Annotated in this window: 20 protein-coding genes and 4 tRNA genes; 21 read left to right on the forward strand and 3 right to left on the reverse strand. The window is 45.2% G+C overall.

Annotated elements, in window-relative coordinates; genetic code table 11:
• Positions 1–525: 525 nt before the first annotated feature.
• Positions 526–1,380, forward strand: coding sequence for a CPBP family intramembrane glutamic endopeptidase (locus DFP75_RS17480; RefSeq protein WP_110577344.1), 855 nt, complete (start codon positions 526–528; stop codon positions 1,378–1,380).
• A 91-nt stretch (positions 1,381–1,471) separates the two neighbouring features.
• Here DFP75_RS17480 and DFP75_RS17485 read toward each other — a convergent pair whose 3' ends face one another.
• The gene (locus tag DFP75_RS17485) at positions 1,472–2,707 is read right to left on the reverse strand and encodes a uracil-xanthine permease family protein (protein WP_110577345.1); all 1,236 of its coding nucleotides are present in this window, start codon (positions 2,705–2,707) and stop codon (positions 1,472–1,474) included.
• Between the two features lie 220 nt (positions 2,708–2,927).
• On the opposite strand from DFP75_RS17485, the gene DFP75_RS17490 reads away from it, so the two are divergent.
• The gene (locus DFP75_RS17490) at positions 2,928–4,643 is read left to right on the forward strand and encodes an OpgD/OpgG family glucan biosynthesis protein (RefSeq protein WP_110577346.1); all 1,716 of its coding nucleotides are present in this window, start codon (positions 2,928–2,930) and stop codon (positions 4,641–4,643) included.
• Between the two features lie 92 nt (positions 4,644–4,735).
• On the opposite strand, the gene DFP75_RS17495 is transcribed toward DFP75_RS17490, so the two are convergent.
• Positions 4,736–6,079 (reverse strand): GH1 family beta-glucosidase, encoded by a 1,344-nt coding sequence (locus tag DFP75_RS17495; RefSeq protein WP_110577347.1) that lies wholly within the window; start codon positions 6,077–6,079, stop codon positions 4,736–4,738.
• Between the two features lie 139 nt (positions 6,080–6,218).
• Positions 6,219–6,653, reverse strand: a complete 435-nt coding sequence (locus DFP75_RS17500; RefSeq protein WP_110577348.1) for a GNAT family N-acetyltransferase — start codon at positions 6,651–6,653, stop codon at positions 6,219–6,221.
• Positions 6,654–6,752: 99 nt separating this feature from the next.
• Between DFP75_RS17500 and DFP75_RS17505 the strand changes: the two genes are divergently transcribed.
• From DFP75_RS17505 to rpsG, 19 genes are all read left to right on the forward strand, one after another.
• Complete coding sequence (locus DFP75_RS17505; protein ID WP_110577349.1) at positions 6,753–7,949, forward strand: alpha/beta hydrolase; 1,197 nt, start codon at positions 6,753–6,755, stop codon at positions 7,947–7,949.
• A gap of 9 nt (positions 7,950–7,958) precedes the next feature.
• Entirely contained in the window at positions 7,959–8,846 is an 888-nt protein-coding gene (locus DFP75_RS17510) for a phytanoyl-CoA dioxygenase family protein (protein WP_181417048.1), read from the forward strand.
• Between the two features lie 22 nt (positions 8,847–8,868).
• A complete protein-coding gene (locus DFP75_RS17515) occupies positions 8,869–9,822 on the forward strand; it encodes a biotin--[acetyl-CoA-carboxylase] ligase (protein WP_110577350.1) in 954 nt (317 codons plus the stop codon).
• On the forward strand, positions 9,806–10,540 hold the full coding sequence (locus DFP75_RS17520; RefSeq protein ID WP_110577351.1) for a type III pantothenate kinase: 735 nt from the start codon (positions 9,806–9,808) through the stop codon (positions 10,538–10,540). The genes DFP75_RS17515 and DFP75_RS17520 overlap by 17 nt, the downstream gene beginning before the upstream one ends.
• Positions 10,537–11,235 carry an SPOR domain-containing protein gene (locus DFP75_RS17525; RefSeq protein WP_110577352.1) on the forward strand — a complete coding sequence of 233 codons (699 nt, stop codon included), beginning with the start codon at positions 10,537–10,539 and terminating at the stop codon, positions 11,233–11,235. The genes DFP75_RS17520 and DFP75_RS17525 overlap by 4 nt, the downstream gene beginning before the upstream one ends.
• Positions 11,236–11,309: 74 nt before the next feature.
• Positions 11,310–11,393 (forward strand) — tRNA-Tyr (locus DFP75_RS17530).
• 3 nt (positions 11,394–11,396) lie between these two features.
• A tRNA-Gly gene (locus DFP75_RS17535) sits at positions 11,397–11,471 on the forward strand.
• A gap of 2 nt (positions 11,472–11,473) precedes the next feature.
• Positions 11,474–11,549 (forward strand) — tRNA-Thr (locus tag DFP75_RS17540).
• 115 nt (positions 11,550–11,664) lie between these two features.
• Positions 11,665–11,740 (forward strand) — tRNA-Trp (locus DFP75_RS17545).
• 40 nt (positions 11,741–11,780) lie between these two features.
• Complete coding sequence (gene secE / locus DFP75_RS17550; RefSeq protein ID WP_110577353.1) at positions 11,781–12,149, forward strand: preprotein translocase subunit SecE; 369 nt, start codon at positions 11,781–11,783, stop codon at positions 12,147–12,149.
• Positions 12,150–12,158: 9 nt separating this feature from the next.
• Positions 12,159–12,692: a transcription termination/antitermination protein NusG gene (gene nusG, locus DFP75_RS17555; RefSeq protein WP_012071948.1), complete on the forward strand. Its 534-nt coding sequence runs from the start codon at positions 12,159–12,161 to the stop codon at positions 12,690–12,692.
• Between the two features lie 48 nt (positions 12,693–12,740).
• On the forward strand, positions 12,741–13,175 hold the full coding sequence (gene rplK / locus DFP75_RS17560) for a 50S ribosomal protein L11 (protein WP_110577354.1): 435 nt from the start codon (positions 12,741–12,743) through the stop codon (positions 13,173–13,175).
• Positions 13,175–13,876 (forward strand): 50S ribosomal protein L1, encoded by a 702-nt coding sequence (gene rplA, locus DFP75_RS17565; RefSeq protein WP_110577355.1) that lies wholly within the window; start codon positions 13,175–13,177, stop codon positions 13,874–13,876. Before rplK ends, rplA begins: the two co-directional genes overlap by 1 nt.
• A gap of 235 nt (positions 13,877–14,111) precedes the next feature.
• Positions 14,112–14,612, forward strand: a complete 501-nt coding sequence (gene rplJ / locus DFP75_RS17575; protein WP_110577357.1) for a 50S ribosomal protein L10 — start codon at positions 14,112–14,114, stop codon at positions 14,610–14,612.
• 82 nt (positions 14,613–14,694) lie between these two features.
• The gene (rplL, locus tag DFP75_RS17580) at positions 14,695–15,066 is read left to right on the forward strand and encodes a 50S ribosomal protein L7/L12 (protein WP_110577358.1); all 372 of its coding nucleotides are present in this window, start codon (positions 14,695–14,697) and stop codon (positions 15,064–15,066) included.
• Between the two features lie 189 nt (positions 15,067–15,255).
• Positions 15,256–19,356 (forward strand): DNA-directed RNA polymerase subunit beta, encoded by a 4,101-nt coding sequence (rpoB, locus tag DFP75_RS17585; protein ID WP_110577359.1) that lies wholly within the window; start codon positions 15,256–15,258, stop codon positions 19,354–19,356.
• A gap of 65 nt (positions 19,357–19,421) precedes the next feature.
• On the forward strand, positions 19,422–23,624 hold the full coding sequence (rpoC, locus tag DFP75_RS17590; RefSeq protein ID WP_110577360.1) for a DNA-directed RNA polymerase subunit beta': 4,203 nt from the start codon (positions 19,422–19,424) through the stop codon (positions 23,622–23,624).
• Between the two features lie 137 nt (positions 23,625–23,761).
• The gene (gene rpsL / locus DFP75_RS17595) at positions 23,762–24,133 is read left to right on the forward strand and encodes a 30S ribosomal protein S12 (RefSeq protein ID WP_013659444.1); all 372 of its coding nucleotides are present in this window, start codon (positions 23,762–23,764) and stop codon (positions 24,131–24,133) included.
• A 99-nt stretch (positions 24,134–24,232) separates the two neighbouring features.
• Entirely contained in the window at positions 24,233–24,706 is a 474-nt protein-coding gene (rpsG, locus tag DFP75_RS17600) for a 30S ribosomal protein S7 (protein ID WP_110577361.1), read from the forward strand.
• The last annotated feature ends 11 nt before the right edge of the window (positions 24,707–24,717 follow it).

Here is a 24,717-nt window from a genome sequence, read left to right on the forward strand (position 1 = left end):
GCTTGCGCCTGTCTCATTCTTCGACGCGTCTGCGCGGGTCATCAAAAGAGAACGCCTTATATCGTTTATCTGAGCGCGTCATCAAAAGAGAACGCTTTATATCGTCTATCTGATTTGCCCGAGCTATGAGCTACGCAGCAATGGCTTACCCTCTCGTACTCAGTTTGCGGTTGTCTCATCCTTTGATGTGCTAGTGCGCGTCATTAAAAGAGTGCGCCTTGTATCGTCTATCTGGGCGCTACTTGTGTCATTCGTTTGCGCCAGTTCTGCGTTAGCGTGAATCCACTACGAATATTGTTTAACCTGCTTTACATTATGAACGATCTAATTGCTAATATTGTTAGGTCTTAGATTTGATGAAAAGTTTGTCTAGTCACTAAAGGCTTTTAGCTTTTAGGAAGGGAATGTCGCAATGACATATCGCTACTGTTATTTCAGCGAAGGCGGGAAGCCATTAAAGATGGGAAGTATGCGAAAGCAGTCTATCTTCTGGTATTTCTTAATTGATCTTCTGCTGAGGTTGTTGTGGCATTTTATTTACTTGGTTTATCTATTTTACTGGTTTTTTTACCATTTAAACCTTCCATTATAAAAATCCCTGTATGGTGTGTATCCTTCTTAATCGCTGTGCTTTTGGGAGTCATTGAGGGGATTTTGAGTATCCAAGGGTTAGCGGTGATCTTTGTTTATTCAGTATTGTTATTGGCTTCTTTAGGGCTGCGCGTGGTTTGGCTCCGCAGAGTCGCTGTAGGCATTTTTGGGGTGTTCTCTCTTGCATTAGCGATGCATCTACTGCCGGGCTTCAGCAACTATGCCGTGCTGGTTAGAGAGCCAGTGAGTAGTGATGGAATCCCCTTTAGCTTGTATGCCAACTTTGATAAAGGCTTGGTTGGCTTATTCCTACTAGGCTACTTTTTTAGAGGACAAGCTAGAGTAGGTTACTTTATGGCTTTGCAGAATCCCAAGAAAGCGTTAGTGATATTCTTTGCTACGCCGTGTTTGGCTTTGGGGTTGGCTCTGTTATTCGGTTTGATTCACCTTGATGTTAAGCTGCCTCACTTTTGGTTGGCTTTTCTTGGTATTAATTTGCTTTTCACTTGTGTGGCCGAAGAAGCTTTCTTTCGTGGCTTTATTCAAAGAGGGTTATCTAATTGGTTGGAGGGGAAGCTATCTTTGTTTGTTGCCCCACTGATTACCGCTTTGCTTTTTGGTGTTGCCCATATTGGAGGAGGCGTTGAATATGCCGTCGTAGCGGGGGTGGCAGGTTTAGGTTATGGCTATCTATATTATCTGACCAAAAGAATTGAGTGGTCTATCCTGTGTCACTTTATCGTGAATATTTTGCATTTATTATTATTCACTTATCCCATGCTGGCTTAAAAAGCACTCCGGTGTCGTTAGCTTGATCATTAGTATAAAAAACGGTCCCAATAGGGACCGTTTTAGTTTGAAGCGTTTCTATTATCTAGAGTTATTCTTCCATTTGAGCGTTATCAACAATGTGGTTGTCGCCGATGTCTTTTGGCAGAATAAGGTTGAGAGTAATCGCTACGATACCGCATAGACTGATACCTTGAAGGCTGAACTCACCAATACCAAATGCCATGCCTCCGATGCCAAATACTAAGGTTACTCCGACAATGATTAGGTTGCGTGATTTGTGCAGGTCGACCTGATTTTTGATGAGAGTGTTTAGACCCACAGCAGCAATAGAGCCAAATAGTAAGATCATGATCCCGCCCATAACGGGTAATGGAATAGTTTGTAAAGCGGCGCCTAATTTACCAACCCAAGCGAGGATAATTGCAGCCACGGCGGCCCAAGTCATGATGACTGGGTTAAATGCTTTGGTCAGCATAACAGCGCCGGTAACTTCACTGTAAGTTGTATTTGGTGGTGCGCCGACCATAGCGGCTGCCATTGTGGCGACACCATCACCAGTGATTGTGCGGTGCAGGCCTGGTTTCTTAAGGTAATTTTTACCGGTGACATTGGAGATAGAAAGAATATCACCTACGTGCTCGACGGCAGGCGCGATAGCAACAGGCAGCATAAACAAGATGGCATTAATGTTGAATTCTGGTGCGGTGAAGTTAGGCATAGAAAACCATGCGGCACTGTATACCGGATCAAAATTGACGATGCCAAAGAATAGGCTCAAAACATAACCAACCAGAATACCACCCAATACTGGGAGAAGTTTGAACAAGCCTTTTGCGAAAACGCTTATTAATATGGTTGTTAATAAAGAGGCGATCGCAATGATGATCGAAATGTTCGGGTCAACAGCCTGTACATCGCCCGCTTTTCCAAGAGCCATATTCACTGCTGTTGGTGCTAAGCCTAGTCCGATAACCATGATGATGGGGCCAATAACGACGGGCGGTAAAAGCGTGTGGATGAAGCCTGCTCCTTTTAGTCTGATGGCACCACCTAAGATGACGTAAACAAATCCTGCTGCCATCAATCCACCCATCGTGGCGGGAATGCCCCATGTTTGCACGCCAAACATAATAGGTGCGATAAAGGCAAAGGAAGAAGCAAGAAAAATAGGTACAGTGCGGCGTGTAGTCAGCTGAAATAAAAGTGTACCGACACCTGCACCAAAGAGAGCAACGCTAGGATCAAGTCCTGTTAATAGTGGTACGAGTACCAAAGCGCCAAATGCAACAAATAGCATTTGAATGCCTACAATGGCATTTTTCATATTGTGAGTCCTATTAGGTGGGTTAGTAGATGGAATTTTATAGAGAACCGGTTTCAAGTACCAGACTTTGCTATTTTCGAGGCTAGAATGGGTAAAATCGTTAAGTTAGAAGCAAATGTTGTCTGTTTAAATGTTAAATGTTTACTCTATCTGAACACTCGCTGACATTGTTATTCGATAAGATAAGACGTAATTGTTCATAACTAGTAGAGTCGATAATATGCATCATCATTGTTTTTCAGAATCCATGACGGATTCAAACTTGGTCGGGGCGCAGGCTATGCGGAAATCCCGAAAAACAAAGGCATCTAGTCATTTTCAACGTTTAGCAAGTCGTTCTTTATTGGCCGTTGGCGTATTGTTCAGTCTTACTGCGTGTGCGGCTCCGTCATCTGACCTGGCATCCTCGTCTTCTGCGGCTCAACCGCAAAAGGGTGAAAAGTTTAGCTATGCCTGGTTAAAGGGTTACGCGCGCCAATTAGCGACTAAGCCTTATGAAAGCCACCAAGGCGAAATGCCAGAAAGCCTAAAAGGTTTGGACTGGGACGATTATCAGGAAATTCAATTTAATAAAGATGCCGCGCTATGGAAAGACGAAAATTCGGAATTCCGTACAGGGCTTTTCCATCTTGGTTTAGGGTTTGATACGCCTATCCATATGAATGAATTGGAGAATGGTCAATCTACTCCGATTGCTTATATGCCATCTGAATTTAATTACGGTAAGTCTAAGGTAAAAGGTGAAGACCTACCTAAAGACCTTGGCTTTGCTGGCTTTAGAATGCAGTTCGCAACAGATTGGCAGCGTGATGTTGTTGCGTTTTTAGGTGCGAGTTATTTCCGAGCAGTGGGTAGTGAGATGCAATATGGTCTTTCTGCGCGTGGCTTGGCTATTGATACGGCGATGCCTCATCCAGAAGAGTTTCCCGTATTTACAGATTTTTGGTTAGAGAAACCTAAGCCAGGTTCTGATGTGGTAACTGTTTACGCTTTAATGGATTCGCCTAGTGTAACAGGGGCTTATCGTTTTGATATGTCACCAGGCGAACCGTTCAAGATGAAAGTGGATTCTGCTATTTATCCACGTAAATCGGTTGAGCGTTTAGGGGTTGCACCAATGACGAGTATGTTTATGGTGGGTGAAAATGATCGCCGAACAAACTATGACTGGCGTGCAGAAATCCACGACTCTGATGGTCTAGCAATGCAAACAGGTAATGGCGAATGGATTTGGCGCCCGCTGAGTAATCCTGCCAATTTGCAGTTTAATGCTTACAGCGACGAAAATCCAAAAGGCTTTGGTTTGCTACAACGTGACCGTAATTTCGATCATTATCAAGATGATGGTGTCTTTTATGAGAAGCGTCCAAGTTTATGGATCGAGCCAATCGGTAATTGGGGTAAAGGTTCTGTGCAGTTGGTAGAGATTCCAACTTTGGATGAAACTTTCGATAACATCGTGGCATTCTGGAACCCAGAAGCGCCAGTTAAAGCCGGCCAAGAGCTGCTTTATAGCTATAACATGTATTGGGGAAGTCATCCTCCTGTGCAGTCTAACCGCGCTCGAGTGGTTGATACCTTCACAGGTATTGGCGGAGTAATTGGTAAGAAACGTCAATATTACAGCAAGCGCTTTGTGGTTGATTTTGCTGGAGGTTCTTTAGCTATGCTAGGTCAGGATACGAAAGTAAAAGCGGTAATTACTTCCTCTGACGGGCGAGTGGAGATTGAATCTGCACGACCACTTCATTCGATTGATGGCTATCGTGCGATGTTTGATTTAGTTCCGCCAAGTGGGAAAGATGCCACTAAGCCAATTAATCTACGCGTCTATTTGGAAGCGAACGGACAGCCTCTGAGTGAGACTTGGCAGTACCAATGGACGCCGCCAGCAGAAGAAGATAGAGAGCTTCACAATGCAGGTCACTTAAAGTAATTCGTAAAGTGATTTGTTTGCCAAGCTAACAAAAAACGCCTGATGTTATGCATCAGGCGTTTTTTTTTGCTTTATTAATATGACGTACAATATTAGCTTTTGCGGCTGTTCAAAAAGTCGCGGTAGGCATAACCACTACGTTTAATGGTTCTTTCCTGAGTTTGATAGTCTACGTAAGTTAGACCAAAACGTTTGCTGTAGCCTTCCGCCCATTCAAAGTTATCCATTAGGCTCCAGGCAAAGTAGCCACGAATATCCACGCCTTCCTCAATGGCTTGATGTAGGGCATTTAGGTGGTCATTTAAATACCGTACGCGTTGATCATCGTTTATGCCCCCATCGATAATATTATCGGCGCAGGCAATGCCGTTCTCAGTGATGTACATTGGCGGTAGGGTGTATTGTTTGTGTAGATTCACTAACAGTTCGGTAAAGGCGTGTGGCGCAACTTCCCAACCAATATCAGTGTATTCGACGGTTTTGCTGTTCTTTACATCTTTGAACATCTTTTCAGAGTCGAAGGCGTTGTGGTTGCAGGTATAGAAATTCATACCTAAGAAGTCCATCGGCTGACATATGATCTCCATATCACCCGGCAAAATGGTCGGCAAATACTGTGGCGCTACGGTTTTTAGAATCTGTGGGTACTGGCCTTTCATCAATGGCTCAATGAAAAATTGGTTGTCTAACGTTTCGCGCATTAAACCAGCAAATTGATCTTCGGCTTTTTCGCTGGCTGCGTAGGAGCGATTCATATTAAGCACAATACCCACTTGAGATTTTGGCGCGTTTTTACGAATTATCGGCAGTGCTAAACCATGTGCGAGTAAAATGTGGTGGGCGGCTTGTCTGCCATATTCTGGCTTGGTTAGCCCAGGTGCATGAATCCCTAATTCATAACCGAGTATGGCGGCACAAAAAGGTTCGTTAAAAGTCGCCCAGCTATCGACCCATTCGGCCAACTCTTTAGTTACTAAGTCTGCATATTGTTTAAATTGATACGCCGTTTCTCGATTAAGCCAGCCGCCTTTGTCCTCTAGATGTTGTGGTAGATCCCAATGATACAGGGTGACAAATACTGTTAGGCCTTCCGCTTTGAGTGTTTTGAGTAAGTTGCGGTAAAAATCCAATCCGGCTTGATTGGCTTCACCTTTCTCATTCATGACACGAGGCCATGCAATAGATAGTCGATAAGCGTCTACACTAAGGTCTTTGATGAGTTTGATGTCTTGTTCCCATAGATGATAATGGTCACAAGCGATTTCGCCATTGTCGGCGCCTTTCACTTTGCCTGGCGTGGCGCAGAACGTATCCCAAATGGAAGGGAGGCGGTTATCTGCCGTTGTTGCTCCTTCTATTTGAAAGGAGGCCGTTGCCACACCAAAGATAAAATCTGAGGTAAGCATTTTTGAATGTGGTGGTAAGGTGATTGACATGATGTCCTCAGTCTTTTTATTTATTGTCTTCACAAAGATAGGTAAGGTGATCAAAGGTACTGGAGGAAGCGGAAAAGCGTCAATAAAGGCGTGTCAGTTTTAGTAATTTAAGTGTTTTTAAGTGCATTTTAAGTGCATTTTAGCTGCGGATGTAACGCATTGGCGTCAGCTCTCGACCCTGTGCGGTATAAGCACGAAAGCGACTTGCGAGTTCTTCTGGTAACATTTCTGCTTCGATGGTCGTAAAATGATTCGCATTATAAAAGGGCACTAGGTGAGTAAAGGCGAAGCAGTAGGTCGGCATTGCATTAAGTGCTGGGTGTATGTCGTTGATAAGGTGGCTGCCGAGACCAAGGTTGCGGTGATTCGGCTCGGTGACCATGCTGGTGAGTAGCTGATTGTCGGCAATACGTTTGAGCCTAACCGCACAAAGAATAATGCCATTGTCTTTTATTACCCAAATAGGGTCTGCTTTGTTTGGTTTTCCACTTGGGTAATGAGCTTGATAAAACTTTTTTACCAAGGGAAACCAAAGAGAAGGGACTTGTTCTGCGTCGGGGTAAGGTTTTTTCATGATGGCGTATCAGACAAGGGAAGTGTTTAATAATAACATGATCTTGGGGGCTCCTAGGATGTTAGTTCAATTCAATTACTTACAACGAGAGGATTTATTTTGCAGCAGAAAATAGCGTTGTGGTGTTTTTTGGTATTGTCCTTACCTTTGTCTGAGACAGTCAATGCTATGCAGGATCAGATAGAGTTAATCTATGAGCCAGACGAGCCTTTTGCCCAATATATCGCTCGTGCAGAGCAGTATGTCAGTGAGAGAAAGGTATGGGTTAATGCCGATGATCAAGCGAGAGAGCTGTCTGCCGTTTTGCCTTTTGAGTTATTACCTGATGCGAAAAATTGTACCGGAGAAGCACGTATCGGTGTGTTGTTATCGCATGGTTTGTCGGATTCTCCTTTTTCGATGCGAGACCCAGCCAAAGCAATGCAAGCGGCTTGCTATCAAGTAAGGGTCGTTTTATTGCCTGGCCATGGTACGAAAGCAGAAGACCTGATTGATGTCTCCCGAGAGGATTGGCGTACCACGTTCCAAAATGCGGCGGATACATTCAGTAAAGAAGTGGATGTGATGTATGTTGGGGGCTTTTCTACTGGTGGCGCTTTAGCAGCGGAGTACGCATGGCAGCATTCAGATAGTGTCGCTGGTGCGGTATTGTTCTCGCCTGTCTTTAAAGTGAACAGTAGTATCGACTGGCTTTCTCCATGGTTGGCGATGTTCAAAGATTGGTTGGATAACTACCCAAGTGACGACTTCGCTAAATATGCCTCGATTCCTGTGCCTGCTATCGCTGAGGTGTATAAGCTTTCGAAAGAAGTGCGTAACTTAATTCTTGAAACCCCGAAAACATTACCGGTATTCATGGCGTTATCGGAAGATGATGGGACTGTTGATTCTACAGTGTCAGAAAAAGTATTTGATGCGGGTATGATTGGGTCAAAAAGTCAGATGGTGTTGTATAGCAAAGATCAAATGAGTGCCAATACGGATCGAATTAAAGTTTATAATACCCACTGGCCAGAGGATAGAATATTAGGTTTGTCGCACATGGCGGTTCACGGAAACCCAGAGAACCCTTATTACGGGGTGTCTGGGGAGTATAGGATTTGCGGTTGGCACCAAGCAGATGAGTCCTTGTATGAAGCGTGCCGAACGGATGATGAAAATTGGTATGGTGAAAATTTATCTGCCTTAACGGAAAGTAGCCCTCATGCGGCGCGCGTGTCTTGGAATCCAAACTTCAATGCATTGATGCAGGAAGTGGCTTATTTCATGAAGGCGAATGCAAACAGCAATAGATAAGGAAAGTGCATGTCAGAAAATATAGAGCTTAGTCTTGGGTCGATTAAAATCACGCAATCACAAATAGACCAGTATCATAATGATGGCTATTTGGTATTGGAGTCGATTGTTCCGGAGGCTATCTGTGATGCTCTTAAGTCGAGAATGACAGAGCTAATGGCGACCTTCGATCCCGCCTCTGTACGTTCAATTTTTACCACCAATGAGCAGTCTCGTCATACTGATAGTTACTTCATTGAGTCAGCTAACAAAGTGTCTTTCTTCTTTGAGGAGGAAGCCTTTAATGAGGTGGGTGATCTTAAACAACCACTAGAGCTGTCTATTAACAAGGTAGGGCACAGTCTTCATTTTCAGGATGCGGTCTTTGAGGCTTTTTCGTTGTCTCCTGCATGGGGAGAGTTATTGCAGCAGTTGGGTATGGTTGAGCCACGGGCTGCACAATCTATGTATATTTTTAAACAGCCTGGCATTGGAGGAGAGGTGAATTGTCATCAAGACAGTACTTTTCTTTACACCACGCCAATGAGCGTTATCGGTTTGTGGTTTGCCATTGAGGATGCAACGCTTGAAAATGGTTGTCTTTGGGGAGTGCCAGAAGGGCATCGTCATGGCTTGCTAAAGCGTTTTGAGCGTCATGCACCAGGTTCGATAGAAACAAGAATGGTGACATTAAAAGAGCATGCTTGGCACCAAAGTGAGCTGGTGGCTATGCCTGTGCCGAAAGGTTCTTTAGTTATCTTGAATGGTGAGTTCCCCCACCTTAGTTATGCTAATCGCTCTGCACGCTCGCGTCATGCGTATGCCATTCACGCTGTAGACAATACTTGTGATTACCCTGAATTAAATTGGCTTCAAGCGGCGAAAGGTCAATCCTTTGTGCCGTTTCGGGCAAAGTGAAAAATGAAATTGGAGAGCGTTGATGCAAGCTGTTTTGGCCCTGCTTAGTGATAATGAATTTCACTCTGGTGAAGAGTTAGGAGCCGCACTGGGGGTGACCCGCGCAGCGGTCTGGAAAAAGCTTAAGAAACTAGAGTCCATTGGTATGACTGTGCACTCTGTTAAAGGTCGTGGCTATCGTTTACCAACGCCTATTGAGTTGTTATCGGAAGAGAAGCTACGTGACAGTGGTGTGCCAAGTGATGTGACGGTCAAATTGACGTTCGAGACGGAGTCGACTAATGGTGATGCAAAACAATATATATCCGCTTGCCAGCCTTTGCCTGTATTGATTGCAACTGAACGTCAGACTAAGGGGAAAGGACGTCGGGGACGTCAGTGGGAGTCCGGCGTTGCGAAAAACCTTACTTTCTCATTCGCTTGGCGTTTTGATAATGGGCCGAGTGTAGTGGAAGGGTTGAGTCTTGCTGTGGGGGTTGCCGTCGCCCGTGTTTTGAAAAATGCAGGTATTCCTAATCCAGGTCTGAAGTGGCCCAATGATGTTCAAATTGATGGGCAAAAGGTGTGTGGCATTTTATTAGAAATGGTGGCGGATCAGGATGTTTGTCATGTGATTATTGGTGTGGGGCTAAATGTCGAGATGGATGATGGCTTTATGACCCATGTCGATCAGCCATGGACTGATTTGGTTTCACGTCTTCAATCTCGTCCGAGCCGAAATGTTATCTTGGCTGAATTAACCAAAGAGTTAATTGATATTTGTCAATTATTTGAAGATGGCAACGGTATGAAGCATTTCCAGCACCAGTGGCAAGCTTATGATGTGCTGTTTAATCAATCCGTTACCGTTAGTACGGTTTCCCAGCAACGCCAAGGGGTTGCCCGAGGCATTGATCAAAAAGGCGCTTTGTTGCTAGAAGAAAATGGAGAGCTGGTGGCTCTGCATGGGGGGGAGATAAGTGTCCGTCGCAACTAAGGTTTTGGTGGTTGATGCTGGTAATACCAGTATCAAGTTCACAGCATTCGAAGACGAGTCTGTGTTGTGGGTTCATCGTGGTGATCATTGCCCAACGGATAACGGGTTTGTGCCTGATGTGATTTACTTTGCTAGCGTGCGCTCTAAAGAGCAAAGTGCATTGATGCATGCGGATATTCAAGCCGAGTACCCGAATAGCAGATGGATGACGCTAACAAGTCAAGCGACAGCTTGTGGGGTTCATAACGCCTATTTTGAGCCAGAGAGATTGGGTGTGGATCGATGGCTTGGTGTCATTGCAGCGCATCATATCGAAGGGGGTGGTGTTGTTGTGGTGGATGCGGGTACCGCTATCAAGGTTGATGTGGTTGATAAGGCTGGGGTTCACCTTGGCGGATATATCACTCCAGGGCTTGCAATGATGGAAGAGTCATTACTTGTTAATACGGCGCGTATTCGTTACGACTCGAATGAAGTGGTTGTTGGGGAAGGTCTGCCTAACTCGACGGCGCGAGCTGTTACAGAAGGGTGTTATGAAATGGCTTTGGGCTTTTTGGAACGCATTTATCAGCAATACAAAGAGTACAAGTGGATTGCCACAGGTGGCGATGCCGAATCTTTGTTAAAGCGTTTGGGCGTGCCAGTTGAGCGAAAGCCGAATTTAGTGGCGATAGGTGCAAAGTTAGTGGGTGACGAGCAGTTAAGAGGCAATAAATGAAGTGGCTTTTTCTTTTTGTTGTGTTGTTAAATGCTGCCTTTTTAAGTTGGCATAGTTTTGTCCAAGATACGCCGGAAAAAAGCCGAGAGTCTATTTATGGGCCGCCTGTCAGTGAAAAAATTTATCTTTTGTCTGAGGCGCCAATTGAGCAATACCCTCAGGTCGATGAGGTCTCTAACGAAAGTCTTGAAAACGCACTTAACAAAGTGATTGAGCAAGCGACAGTCGATGCGCCGGAGTTGTTTTGTCCACGTCTTGAGACAGAGCGCAGTGAAGACAAGAAGCAAATTGTTCGAGTGTTGAAAGATTTCGGTTGGGGTTACCAAGATAGAGAGGTGACGGGCAAAAGACCTAAGTTCTGGCTTTATATAGCCGCGCCAGAAACGCCTGCGATAGCTGCGCGTATTGTAAAAGAGCTTGCCGCCAAGTCGATCGACAGCTTTGTAATCAATCGAGCTGAAATGAAGAACAGAATATCCTTGGGTTTGTATTCTTCCCAGGAGAGGGCGGATCAGGCAAGGCAGCGCATTCAAAGCGCCTCGGGCTATCCTGTTGATGTTTATGAACATATGCGAAATGTTCCACTCCAGCAGTTAGATATAGCCCAACCTGTTGATGAAAAAGACTGGGAACAGTTTATGTCACGTTTCGATCTGACAAAGATGATGATAAAAGTCGAAAAAAATCCTTGCTAGTGCTTGCAATTGGCAAGACGATTCATATAATGGCTCCCACCTTTTGGGGTGATGCGTTGTAGCGCTGAGTACGTGGAGGGGTTCCCGAGTGGCCAAAGGGAGCAGATTGTAAATCTGCCACGAAAGTTTCGGTGGTTCGAATCCACCTCCCTCCACCAATTGCGGGTATGGTATAGTGGCTATTACCTCAGCCTTCCAAGCTGAAGAGGCGGGTTCGATTCCCGCTACCCGCTCCAATGCTCATGTAGCTCAGTTGGTAGAGCACACCCTTGGTAAGGGTGAGGTCGGCAGTTCAAATCTGCTCATGAGCTCCAGCTTTCCAATGCAAAAGATAGGTGGTTAAGCCGCCTTTTTTATTGTCTGTTTTTTGGGCAGATACCCTTGCTAAACTTAGCTTGTTTAGGTATCATCCTCCGCCCATACGATTGTAGGCCAATAGTTCAATTGGTAGAGCACCGGTTTCCAAAACCGGCTGTTGGGGGTTCGAGTCCCTCTTGGCCTGCCATATTTCGTATCCTATTTCTTAGTTAGGGATTACCTAAAGTATGAGTTCGAGTACTGAAGCTCAAGCGTCTCGCGGAGACGTGTTTAAGTGGGCAATTGTTGTTCTACTAGTTGCGGTAGGCGTGATTGGTAATAACTTTTATTCTGCTGAGTCACCATTGTATCGCTTGATTGCTATTTTGGTGTTAGCTGGTGTTGCTGGCTTTGTTGCGTTGCAAACTGCGAAAGGTAAAGCTTTTTTCACTTTGGCAAAAGAGGCCAAAACTGAAATTCGTAGAGTTGTATGGCCAACTAGGCAAGAAACCACGCAAACAACTTTGATAGTGTTAGCGGTTGTTGTTTTTATGTCTCTCGTGCTATGGGGGGTGGATTCGTTCCTTGGTTGGATCGTTTCCTCGGTAATTAGTTAGGAGTTGCTCGTGACCAAACGATGGTATGTAGTACAGGCGTACTCAGGGTACGAAAAGCACGTAATGCGTTCGCTTATTGAGCGAGTGCAGGTTATGGGGCAGGAAGAGAATTTTGGTGACATCTTGGTTCCAACTGAAGAAGTGGTTGAAATCCGAGATGGCAAAAAGCGCAAGAGTGAAAGAAAGTTCTATCCAGGCTATGTATTGGTTCAAATGGATATGAATGACGCCTCTTGGCATTTGGTTAAAGGCACTTCTCGTGTATTAGGTTTTATCGGTGGTACGGCTGACAAGCCTTCTCCGATCACGAGTCGTGAAGCTGACGCTATTTTGCAACGTGTTAGTGATGGGGTTGATAAGCCGCGTCCTAAGACTTTATTTGAAGTGGGTGAAGTGGTTCGTGTTAACGAAGGTCCATTTGCTGACTTTAATGGCGTTGTAGAAGAAGTTGACTACGATAAAAGTCGAATCAAAGTGGCGGTGCTTATTTTTGGGCGCTCGACACCAGTTGATTTGGAATTTAGTCAGGTTGAGAAAGCCTGATTTTGTTGAACGGGTAGCCTTCGGGCGGTGACCCATTTGGAGTTGAAAATGGCTAAGAAAGTCCAAGCTTATATCAAGCTACAAGTTAAAGCGGGTCAAGCGAACCCAAGTCCACCAGTTGGTCCAGCACTTGGTCAACACGGTGTGAACATCATGGAATTCTGTAAAGCGTTTAATGCGAAAACTCAAGGTGTAGAGCCTGGTCTTCCAACGCCAGTAATCATTACTGTATACAGTGACCGTAGTTTTACATTTGAAACTAAATCTACTCCTGCCTCTGTTTTGCTTAAAAAAGCAGCTGGTTTGAAGAGTGGTTCTCCACGTCCAAATACTCAGAAAGTTGGTACGGTTACTCGTGCACAGCTAGAAGAGATTGTTGTTGCGAAGCAAGCTGATTTGACTGCTTCTGACATGGATGCAGCAGTTCGTACGATTGCTGGTAGCGCACGCGCTATGGGTCTAGAAGTTGAGGGTGTAAACTAATGGCTAAATTAACTAAACGCGCTCGTTTGATCGCTGAAAAAGTAGAAGCAACTAAGTTGTACACTGTAGAAGAAGCAGTTGCTCTATTGTCTGAGCTTTCTACTGTTAAGTTCAAAGAGTCTGTTGATGTATCTGTTAACCTAGGCGTTGACCCACGTAAATCTGATCAGGTTGTTCGTGGTTCTACTGTATTGCCTCACGGTGCTGGTAAAGATGTTCGCGTTGCTGTATTCGCACAAGGTGCAAATGCTGAAGCGGCGAAAGAAGCTGGTGCAGATGTTGTTGGTTTCGAAGATTTGGCTGAACAAGTTAAAGCTGGTAACCTAGATTTTGACGTTGTTATCGCATCTCCTGATGCAATGCGCATCGTTGGTCAACTAGGTCAGGTTCTAGGTCCTCGTGGTCTAATGCCTAACCCTAAAGTTGGCACAGTAACACCTGACGTTGCAACTGCAGTTAAAAATGCAAAAGCAGGTCAAGCTCGTTACCGTACAGATAAAAATGGTATCATCCACGCGGCTGTAGGCTCTATTGAGTTCGCTGCTGATGCTATCAAAGGAAACGTTGAAGCGCTTTTGGCTGACTTGCGTCGTGCTAAACCAGCATCTTCAAAAGGCGTTTACCTTAAGAAAGTGACTTTGTCCTCTACAATGGGACCTGGTCTACAAATTGATCTAGGCGCGCTTAACGCTACTAAGTAAGCATGTTTAGATCATGAGCTTTGGGGTCTGCCTTCATTTATTTGTTGAGCAGGCCGTCAAAGACCGCAGGAACCCAGAGGGTTTAATAATAACGTTGAAAAATGTTTGTCCTGCGCAGATGGTGTGGCCCGATTCAGATATACTGGATCTAACTCACCAGCAAGTACTTCGAGTAATCGAAGAGTTGGTAAAAATAAGAGAGTGATTCACTCTCTGCTAATCCAGGAGAAAACCAGTGGCATTAGGTCTAGAAGACAAAAAAGCCATTGTCGCCGAAGTTAGCGAAGTTGCTAAAACTGCATTGTCTGCAGTAGTTGCTGATTCTCGCGGTGTTACCGTGGGTAATATGACAGCACTACGTAAAGAAGCGCGTGAAGCAGGTGTTTATGTACGTGTAGTACGTAACACATTGGCTCGCCGTGCAGTTGAAGGTACTGACTTCGAGTGTCTAACTGAGAGCTTTGTTGGTCCTACGTTAATTGCTTTTTCTAACGAACACCCGGGTGCGGCTGCTCGTTTGTTGAAAGCTTTTGCTAAAACTAACACTAAGTTTGAAGTGAAGGCGTTGGCGTTCAACGGTGAGTTGATCCCAGCTGGCGACATTGATCGTTTGGCAACACTGCCTACATACGAAGAAGCGATTGCGAAACTGATGAGTGTTATTCAGGGCGCAACAAGCAAGTTTGTACGTACTCTTGCAGCGGTTCGCGATCAAAAAGAGCAAGAAGCGGCTTAATACGGTTTACCGTATCCCTTCTTGATAAATATTTTGTTTTATTACCTTCGGGTAATTATAAAGAATGCTAGGAATCTGAGTCATGGCTCTAACTAAAGAAGATATCATCAATGCAGTAGCAGAAATGTCTGTGATGGACGTTGTTGAACTAATTTCTGCAATGGAAGAAAAATTCGGCGTATCTGCAGCTGCTGCTGTAGCTGCAGGTCCTGCTGCTGAAGCTGGCGCTGCTGCTGAAGAACAAACTGAATTTGACGTTGTTCTTACTGCTGCTGGCGATAAGAAAGTAAACGTAATCAAAGCTGTACGTGCAGCGACTGGCCTAGGCTTGAAAGAAGCTAAAGCTATCGTTGACGGCGCTCCAATGACTGTTAAAGAAGGCGCTTCTAAAGATGACGCTGCCGCTCTTAAAGCAGCTCTTGAAGAAGCTGGTGCATCTGTCGAAATCAAGTAATGATACTTGTATTTCCAGATTTCGGCCAATAGTCGAAATGGCTGGTGACATTATTGTCACCGGCCTTTTTGGGTTTCTAAAACTCAAATAAAACCTTAGAAGAATTTTCAAATGGGAGATAATGCTCCCATATATGGTAAGGCCTGATTTGGGCCTTTTGCGTCAATGTGCACAAGCTGGGGAATGCTGATGGCTTACTCATACACTGAGAAAAAACGTATCCGTAAGGATTTCGGTAAACTGCCGCCCGTTTTGGATGTGCCATACTTGCTGGCAATTCAGCTTGAATCCTACCGTAATTTTCTGCAAGAAGGTAAAAGCCTTGCGGAGCGTGGGGAATTAGGTCTGCATGGGGCCTTTAAATCTGTCTTTCCAATGGTCAGCTTTTCCGGCAATGCGGCGCTAGAATACGTCGATTACCGTTTAGGCAAACCAGTCTTTGATGTTAAAGAGTGTCAGTTGCGTGGTGTTACTTACGCGGCACCTTTACGTGTTCGTGTGCGACTTATCATTTACGATAAAGAGTCATCGAATAAAGCAATCAAAGACATTCGCGAGCAAGAAGTCTACATGGGTGAAATTCCACTCATGACAGACAATGGTACCTTTGTAATTAACGGGACAGAGCGTGTTATCGTCTCTCAATTACACCGTTCTCCTGGTGTGTTTTTTGATCACGATCGTGGCAAAACTCACTCTTCAGGTAAATTACTGCATTCTGCTCGAGTTATTCCTTACCGTGGTTCTTGGTTGGACTTCGAGTTTGATCCAAAGGATTGCGTATTTGTTCGTATCGACCGTCGTCGTAAGCTGCCAGCAACGATTTTGCTGCGTGCTTTGGGTTATGGTACAGAACAAATTTTAGATACTTTCTTTGAAACGACACGTTTCTATTTGAAGCGCGATGGTTTTGAGATGGATCTAGTTGCTAATCGCCTACGTGGTGATACAGCGCTATTTAATATTGCTGATGCGAATGGCGAACTTATCGTTGAAGAAGGTCGTCGTATTACCGCTAAGCATATTCGTGTAATGGAAAAAGCAGGTCTAGAGCGTCTATCTGTGCCGCTTGAATACATGCTTGGTAAAGTGACTGCTAAGAATTTGGTTCACCCTTCAACGGGCGAATTGATTGCTGAAGCGAACACAGAACTTTCTGTTGATTTGTTGGAGGCGCTAGTTGCTTCAGGCATCACAGAAGTGGATACGCTTTACACGAATGATCTGGACCATGGTCCATTTATTTCTGACACACTTCGTATTGATCCGACCAGCAACCAGTTGGAAGCATTGGTTGAGATCTACCGCATGATGCGTCCTGGCGAGCCACCAACCAAAGAATCAGCAGAAGGCTTGTTCCAAGGTTTGTTCTTCTCAGAAGATCGTTATGACTTGTCTGGTGTTGGTCGAATGAAATTCAACCGTCGCTTGGGTCGTGAAGAAGATACAGGTGCTGGCGTTCTTGATCATGATGACATTGTTGATGTTCTAAAAACTTTGCTTGATATCCGTAACGGTAACGGCATGGTTGATGATATCGATCACTTGGGTAACCGTCGAGTTCGTTCTGTTGGTGAAATGGCCGAGAACCAATTCCGTGTTGGCCTTGTTCGTGTAGAACGAGCTGTAAAAGAACGTTTGTCAATGGCGGAAGCCGATGGCCTTATGCCACAAGATCTTTTGAATGCGAAGCCTGTTGCTGCCGCAATCAAAGAGTTCTTTGGTTCAAGCCAATTGTCTCAGTTCATGGACCAAAACAACCCGCTATCTGAAGTAACGCATAAGCGTCGTGTTTCAGCGTTAGGGCCTGGTGGTCTTACTCGTGAGCGTGCAGGCTTTGAAGTACGTGACGTACACGCTACTCACTATGGCCGTGTTTGTCCTATCGAAACGCCTGAGGGGCCAAACATCGGTTTGATCAACTCGCTATCTACTTATGCGCGTACTAACAGCTACGGCTTCTTAGAAACGCCATATCGTAAGATTATCGATGGCAAGATGACTGATGAAACAGTTTATATCTCTGCGATTGATGAAGCGAAATATGTTATTGCCCAGGCGTCAGCAAACGTTGATGCGGAAGGCCGTTTGGTTGATGAGTTGGTTCAGGTGCGTCATATGCACGAAACCACTTTGATTCCAAAAGAAAAAGTAAACCTAATGGACGTGTCACCTCGTCAGGTTGTTTCTGTTGCGGCATCTTTGATCCCGTTCCTAGAGCACGATGACGCTAACCGTGCATTGATGGGTTCCAACATGCAACGTCAAGCGGTACCTACGCTTAAGGCTGATAAGCCTGTAGTGGGTACTGGTATGGAAAAAAATGTAGCAAAAGACTCTGGTGTTTGTATCGTTGCGAATCGTGGCGGTGTGATTGAGTCTGTTGATGCAAGCCGTATCGTTGTACGTGTGAATTCGGAAGAGACTATTGCTGGTGAAGCGGGTGTGGATATCTACAACCTGACTAAATACGTACGTTCTAACCAGAACACATGTATTAACCAGCGTACATTGGTAATGAAAGGTGAGAGAGTTGCTTCTGGCGACATTATGGCCGATGGCCCTTCTGTTGATATGGGTGATTTGGCGCTTGGCCAAAACATGCGTATTGCTTTCATGCCTTGGAATGGTTTCAACTTCGAAGACTCGATTTTGGTTTCAGAGCGTGTTGTAGAGGAAGATCGATTTACTTCTATCCACATTCAAGAGTTAACGTGTGTTGCACGTGATACTAAGCTTGGGCCTGAAGAGATCACTGCCGATATCCCTAACGTGGGTGAGGGTGCACTTTCTAAGTTGGATCAATCCGGTATCGTTTATATCGGTGCAGAAGTTGAGCCGGGCGATATTCTAGTTGGTAAAGTGACACCAAAAGGTGAAACACAACTTACGCCTGAAGAGAAACTTTTGCGCGCTATTTTCGGTGAGAAAGCGTCTGACGTAAAAGATACGTCTCAACGTGTTAAAACTGGCACACGCGGTACTGTTATCGATGTGCAAGTGTTCACTCGTGATGGTATCGAAAAAGATGACCGTGCTAAGTTCATCGAGAAATCGCAGCTTGATCAAGTTCGTAAAGACTTGAACGAAGAGTTCCGTATTGTTGAGAAGGCAACGTTTGAACGTCTAGCTGAGGCCTTAATTGGTCAGCAAGCAGAAGGTGGTCCGGGTCTAGCTCGTAATGCGATTATTACGGAAGAATACTTGGCAAATCTGGATCACCCAGAATGGTTCAAGATTCGTGTTGCAAATGAAGAAGCCAGTGAGCAGCTTGAGAAAGCGCAAGCGGCTTTGATTGAGCGCCGTAAAGAGCTTGATGCGAAATTCGAAGATAAGAAACGTAAGTTACAAACAGGTGATGATCTAGCGCCTGGCGTTCTTAAAATCGTTAAGGTTTATGTTGCCATCAAACGTCGTATCCAGCCAGGTGATAAAATGGCCGGTCGTCATGGTAACAAGGGTGTAATTTCTAAAATTATGCCAGTTGAAGACATGCCGTACGATGAAAACGGTGATCCAGTTGATATCGTATTGAACCCGCTAGGTGTTCCTTCGCGTATGAACGTTGGTCAGGTTTTGGAGACTCACTTAGGTGCAGCATCTAAAGGCTTGGGTCGTAAGATCAACGAAATGCTTGTTGCAGAGCGTGAGAAAGCTGAAGCGGTTGCAGAACTGCGTAGCTTCCTTGATGAAATCTACAACGGCTACGAAGGCGACTTGCGTTGTGCTCGTACAGAAGATCTAGACAGCTTTACAGACGAAGAAATTTTAACCTTGGCATCCAACCTAACGGGTGGTGTTCCAATGGCGTCTGGTGCCTTTGATGGTGCGAAAGAAGCTGAGATCAAACGTATGTTGCGCCTAGCTGGAATCAACGAAAGCGGTCAAGTTAAATTGTTTAACGGCCGTACTGGTGATGCTTTTGAACGTCCTGTAACCGTTGGTTACATGTACATGCTTAAGTTGAACCACTTGGTTGATGACAAAATGCACGCACGTTCTACCGGCTCGTACAGCTTGGTTACTCAGCAGCCGCTGGGTGGTAAAGCTCAATTCGGTGGTCAGCGTTTCGGGGAGATGGAGGTATGGGCACTAGAAGCATACGGTGCTGCTTACACACTTCAAGAAATGTTGACTGTGAAGTCCGATGACGTGAATGGCCGTACTAAGATGTATAAAAACATCGTAGACGGTGACCACCGTATGGAACCTGGCATGCCTGAGTCCTTCAACGTGTTGGTGAAAGAGATTCGTTCTCTTGGTATCGATATCGAGCTGGAAAACGAATAAGCACGAATCACATTTGACCTGCTGGGGAGCAAGACTCCCCGGCCTTACGAGTGGGGCGAATATCCATGAAAGACTTATTAGGTCTTCTAAAATCACAGGGACAATCTGACGAGTTTGATGCGATCCGCATTGGCTTGGCATCACCAGATATGATTCGTTCATGGTCTTATGGTGAAGTTAAAAAGCCAGAGACCATCAACTACCGTACGTTCAAACCAGAACGTGACGGTTTGTTCTGTGCAAAAATCTTTGGTCCTATCAAGGACTACGAATGCTTGTGTGGTAAATACAAGCGTTTGAAACACCGCGGTGTTATCTGTGAGAAGTGTGGCGTTGAAGTGGCTCTGTCTAAAGTGCGCCGTGAACGCATGGGTCACATTGAGCTTGCATCGCCTGTTGCTCATATTTGGTTCTTGAAATCTCTACCATCACGTATCGGTCTTATCATGGATATGACACTGCGTGATATTGAGCGTGTTTTGTATTTTGAATCTTTCATCGTGATTGATCCAGGTATGACGACGCTTGAAAAGGGACAGTTGCTAAATGACGAGCAGTATTTTGAAGCGCTAGAAGAATTCGGTGACGAGTTTGATGCCCGCATGGGTGCGGAAGCGGTTCAGATGTTGCTTCGCGATTTAGACATGCCTGTAGAAATTAACAGCATGCGTGAAGAGCTAAACAGCACGAATTCTGAAACTCGTATTAAGAAGCTTTCTAAGCGTCTTAAGCTTGTTGAGGCATTCTATCATTCTGGCAACAACCCAGAGTGGATGGTGCTAGATGTGTTGCCAGTTCTTCCGCCAGATCTTCGTCCATTGGTACCTCTAGAAGGTGGCCGTTTTGCGACGTCTGATTTGAACGACCTTTACCGTCGTGTGATTAACCGTAACAACCGTCTGAAACGACTGCTAGAGCTGTCTGCTCCAGATATCATCGTACGCAACGAAAAGCGTATGTTGCAAGAATCTGTTGATGCTTTGCTTGATAATGGCCGTCGTGGTCGCGCTATTACGGGTTCTAACAAGCGTCCTCTGAAATCTTTGGCTGACATGATCAAAGGTAAGCAGGGTCGTTTCCGTCAGAACTTGCTAGGTAAGCGTGTTGACTATTCTGGTCGTTCTGTAATCACAGTAGGTCCATCACTGCGTCTACATCAGTGTGGTCTGCCTAAGAAAATGGCACTTGAGCTATTCAAGCCATTCATTTTCTCTAAGCTTGAACTTCGTGGCATGGCGACGACGATCAAAGCTGCTAAGAAAATGGTTGAGCGTGAAACGCCTGAAGTGTGGGATATCCTTGATGAGGTTATCCGCGAACATCCTGTGATGTTGAACCGTGCACCAACACTTCACCGTTTGGGTATCCAAGCGTTTGAGCCAATGTTGATCGAAGGTAAAGCGATTCAGTTGCACCCATTAGTGTGTGCGGCATACAACGCCGACTTCGATGGTGACCAAATGGCGGTTCACGTTCCGTTGACGATTGAAGCTCAGCTTGAAGCTCGTGCTTTGATGATGTCTACGAACAACATCCTATCGCCTGCAAATGGTGAGCCTATCATCGTTCCTTCTCAGGACGTTGTATTGGGTCTGTACTACATGACTCGTGAGAAAATCAATGCCAAAGGCGAAGGCATGGCATTTTCTGACATCAAAGAAGTACACCGTGCGTATGGCGCTAAACAAGTTGAATTGCATGCGAAAGTAAAAGTACGTATCAGCCAAGTTGATACGACGCTTGAAGGCGAAAAGGTTCCTTCTACTTTTATTGCAGACACAACGGTTGGTCGCGCTTTGTTGTTTGATATTGTTCCTGATGGCCTACCGTTCTCTGTGGTTAACCAAACCATGAAGAAGAAGGCGATCTCTAACTTGATCAACGAGTGTTACCGTAAAGTAGGCTTGAAAGAGAGCTGTATCTTTGCTGACCAATTGATGTACACAGGTTTTGCTTATGCAACTGCGTCTGGTTCTTCTGTTGGTGTTGATGACTTTGTTATCCCACCAGAGAAAGCCGCGATCATTGCGAAAGCGGAAGCGGAAGTTAAAGAAATCGAATATCAATACGCTGATGGTCTTGTAACCCAAGGCGAGAAGTACAACAAAGTAATCGATTTATGGTCTCGTACTAACGAAACCGTAACTGAAGCCATGATGAAAAACTTGGCAAAAGAGATGACAATCAATAAAGCGGGCGAAGAGGTTGAACAGCAATCTTTTAACTCGGTTTACATGATGGCTGACTCTGGTGCCCGTGGTAGTGTGGCTCAGATGCGTCAGTTGGGTGGTATGCGTGGTCTGATGGCGAAACCAGATGGTTCCATCATCGAGACACCGATCACTGCGAACTTCCGTGAAGGTCTATCAGTACTTCAGTACTTTACCTCTACACACGGTGCTCGTAAGGGTCTAGCCGATACGGCATTGAAAACAGCAAACTCTGGTTACTTGACTCGTCGTCTAGTAGACGTAGCGCAGGATTTGGTTATCACTGAAGTGGATTGTGGTTCTACAAACGGTATTTCCGTTGCGGCCATGATTGAAGGTGGTGACGTGGTTGTACCTCTTGGTCATCGTGTATTGGGTCGTGTTGTAGCTCAAGATGTGATTGATGCGAAAGGCAATCAGGTTCTAGCAGCGGGTACTTTGATCGATGAGCACGATGTTCGTACTATCGAAGCCGCTGGTGTGGATGAGATGATTATTCGCTCTGTTATCACTTGTAATACGCGTCATGGTGTATGTGCTAAGTGTTACGGACGTGATCTTGCTCGTGGTCATCAGGTTAATATTGGTGAAGCCATTGGTGTTGTAGCTGCGCAATCTATCGGTGAGCCAGGTACACAGTTAACAATGCGTACCTTCCACATCGGTGGTGCGGCATCTCGAGCATCGGCAATTGACAGTGTTCAAGTGAAGAGTGCAGGTACGGTACGTTTCAATAAGATGAAGAGTATCGAGCGCCACACTGGGCATCTAGTTGTTGCATCGCGTTCTTCTGAGTTGGCAATTGCTGATGAAGCGGGTCGTGAGAAAGAGCGTTATAAGCTTCCTTACGGTGCTGTATTGAGCGTGCGTGAAGGTGATCAGGTTACGGCAGGTCAAATCGTTGCTAACTGGGATCCACATACACACCCAATCGTATCGGAAATGGAAGGTCGCCTTGAATTTAGTGGTATGGAAGAGAACGTTACTATTCGTCGCCAATCTGACGAAATGACGGGTCTTACTACTATTGAGGTTATGGAAATTCGTGATCGTCCAGCGGCAGGTAAAGACCTTCGTCCGATGATTTCTGTTGTTGATGCAGAGGGTAACCCTGTGTTGATTCCAGGTACCGAATCGCCAGTACAGTATATGCTTCCTGAGAAAGCTTTGTTGAGCTTGGATCATGGTGCAACTGTGAAATCTGGTGAGGTTCTTGCGCGTATCCCACAAGAATCTATTGGTAACAAAGATATTACCGGTGGTTTGCCACGAGTGGCTGACCTATTTGAAGCGCGTCGCCCGAAAGATCCAGCTGTTATGGCTGAAACTAGCGGTGTGGTTAGCTTTGGTAAAGAGACAAAAGGTAAGATCCGTCTGGTTATCACACCACAAAATGGTGATGATCCAGTTGAGACTTTGATTCCTAAATGGCGTCAGATCAACATCTTTGATGGTGAAGAAGTGGCTAAAGGTGAGATTATCGCCGATGGTCCTTTAAGCCCTCATGACATTTTGCGTCTTCAAGGTGTAGAGGCTTTGGCTGATTACATCACTAACGAAGTGCAAGAAGTTTACCGCTTACAAGGCGTTGTGATTAACGATAAGCATATCGAAGTTATCGTTAACCAAATGTTGCGTAAAGTAGAGGTTGGTGAGTCTGGTGATACAGATCTTATCCAAGGTGATCAGGTTGAGTATACTCAACTTCTAGATGCTAACGAAAAAGCGGAAGCAGAAGGTAAATTCCCTGCTAAGTTTGAGCGTGTGCTACTAGGTATCACGAAGGCTTCCTTGGCTACTGAGTCCTTTATATCAGCAGCATCTTTCCAAGAGACTACTCGAGTTCTTACGGAAGGTGCGGTAACTGGTAAAAAAGATCACTTGCGTGGCTTGAAGGAAAACGTTGTTGTAGGTCGCTTGATACCAGCTGGTACAGGTTTGGCATACCACAATGAACGTAAGCGTAAGAAAGAGCTTGCGTTAGCAGCAAAAGAAGGAAGTTCTTCAGTAAGTGCCTCAGATGTTGAAGAAGCATTGAGTGCAGCACTGAAAGACTAGTTATTTGCTGTAAAATCGCGAGGGAGGTGATTTTTTAGTCGCCTCCCTATTGACTGTTTTATAGGCGCAAATTAAACTTGCGCCTCCTTAATTTTGGCGATTTCCGCCATAAGAATTGGATTTGTGGAGCTTGTCTAATGGCAACCGTTAACCAGTTGGTTCGTAAACCACGTAAACGTAAAGTGGCAAAGAGTGACGTTCCTGCGTTACAAGCTTGTCCGCAACGCCGCGGTGTCTGCACTCGCGTATATACTACTACACCTAAAAAGCCTAACTCGGCTTTGCGTAAAGTATGTCGTGTTCGCTTGACTAACGGCTTCGAAGTTACTTCCTACATCGGTGGTGAAGGTCACAACCTGCAAGAACACAGCGTAGTGCTGATTCGCGGCGGTCGTGTAAAAGACCTTCCAGGTGTTCGTTACCACACAGTACGTGGTAGCTTGGATACTTCAGGCGTACAAAATCGTAAGCAAGGCCGTTCTAAGTACGGTACTAAACGTCCTAAGTAAGCTAACGCTACTTAATTCATCGTTTAGACATAATTTTTTAATACAGTAAGGCCGAGCGATAATTATATTGTCTCGGACGAACCTGAAGAGGATATAGATATGCCTAGAAGACGCGTCGTCGCTAAGCGTGAGATCCTTCCGGATCCTAAACACGGAAGCCAACTTCTTGCGAAATTCATTAACCACGTAATGGTTAGTGGTAAAAAATCTGTAGCAGAAAGCATTGTTTACAATGCGCTAAACACTGTAGCAGCGCGTGCTAAAACTGAAGAGCCAATGGCTATCTTTGAAAAAGCACTAGAATCAATCCAACCAATGGTTGAGGTTAAATCTCGCCGTGTTGGTGGTGCGACTTACCAAGTACCTGTTGAAGTTCGTCCAGCTCGCCGCGCAGCACTATCTATGCGTTGGTTGGTTGATGCTTCTCGTAAGCGTGGTGAAAAATCCATGGCTTTGCGTCTAGCAGGTGAAATTCTAGATGCTGCTGAAAATAAAGGTTCTGCTGTTAAGAAACGTGAAGACGTTCATCGCATGGCAGAAGCTAACAAAGCATTCTCTCACTACCGTTTCTAATCATCCGGAGA

This window comes from Marinomonas alcarazii (assembly GCF_003208215.1).
GTDB classification, from domain to species: Bacteria; Pseudomonadota; Gammaproteobacteria; order Pseudomonadales; family Marinomonadaceae; genus Marinomonas; species Marinomonas alcarazii.

What these genes read in the sequence shown, in the direction of transcription:
- DFP75_RS17500 (WP_110577348.1), bottom strand. Translation starts at nt 6,653, where the DNA reads ATGAAAAAACCTTACCCCGACGCAGAACAAGTCCCTTCTCTTTGGTTT.
- rplA (WP_110577355.1), top strand. Translation starts at nt 13,175, where the DNA reads ATGGCTAAATTAACTAAACGCGCTCGTTTGATCGCTGAAAAAGTAGAA.
- DFP75_RS17495 (WP_110577347.1), bottom strand. Translation starts at nt 6,079, where the DNA reads ATGTCAATCACCTTACCACCACATTCAAAAATGCTTACCTCAGATTTT.
- secE (WP_110577353.1), top strand. Translation starts at nt 11,781, where the DNA reads ATGAGTTCGAGTACTGAAGCTCAAGCGTCTCGCGGAGACGTGTTTAAG.
- rpsG (WP_110577361.1), top strand. Translation starts at nt 24,233, where the DNA reads ATGCCTAGAAGACGCGTCGTCGCTAAGCGTGAGATCCTTCCGGATCCT.
- rpoC (WP_110577360.1), top strand. Translation starts at nt 19,422, where the DNA reads ATGAAAGACTTATTAGGTCTTCTAAAATCACAGGGACAATCTGACGAG.
- DFP75_RS17510 (WP_181417048.1), top strand. Translation starts at nt 7,959, where the DNA reads ATGTCAGAAAATATAGAGCTTAGTCTTGGGTCGATTAAAATCACGCAA.
- rpoB (WP_110577359.1), top strand. Translation starts at nt 15,256, where the DNA reads ATGGCTTACTCATACACTGAGAAAAAACGTATCCGTAAGGATTTCGGT.
- DFP75_RS17490 (WP_110577346.1), top strand. Translation starts at nt 2,928, where the DNA reads ATGCATCATCATTGTTTTTCAGAATCCATGACGGATTCAAACTTGGTC.
- rplL (WP_110577358.1), top strand. Translation starts at nt 14,695, where the DNA reads ATGGCTCTAACTAAAGAAGATATCATCAATGCAGTAGCAGAAATGTCT.
- rplK (WP_110577354.1), top strand. Translation starts at nt 12,741, where the DNA reads ATGGCTAAGAAAGTCCAAGCTTATATCAAGCTACAAGTTAAAGCGGGT.
- DFP75_RS17515 (WP_110577350.1), top strand. Translation starts at nt 8,869, where the DNA reads ATGCAAGCTGTTTTGGCCCTGCTTAGTGATAATGAATTTCACTCTGGT.
- DFP75_RS17525 (WP_110577352.1), top strand. Translation starts at nt 10,537, where the DNA reads ATGAAGTGGCTTTTTCTTTTTGTTGTGTTGTTAAATGCTGCCTTTTTA.
- DFP75_RS17485 (WP_110577345.1), bottom strand. Translation starts at nt 2,707, where the DNA reads ATGAAAAATGCCATTGTAGGCATTCAAATGCTATTTGTTGCATTTGGC.
- rpsL (WP_013659444.1), top strand. Translation starts at nt 23,762, where the DNA reads ATGGCAACCGTTAACCAGTTGGTTCGTAAACCACGTAAACGTAAAGTG.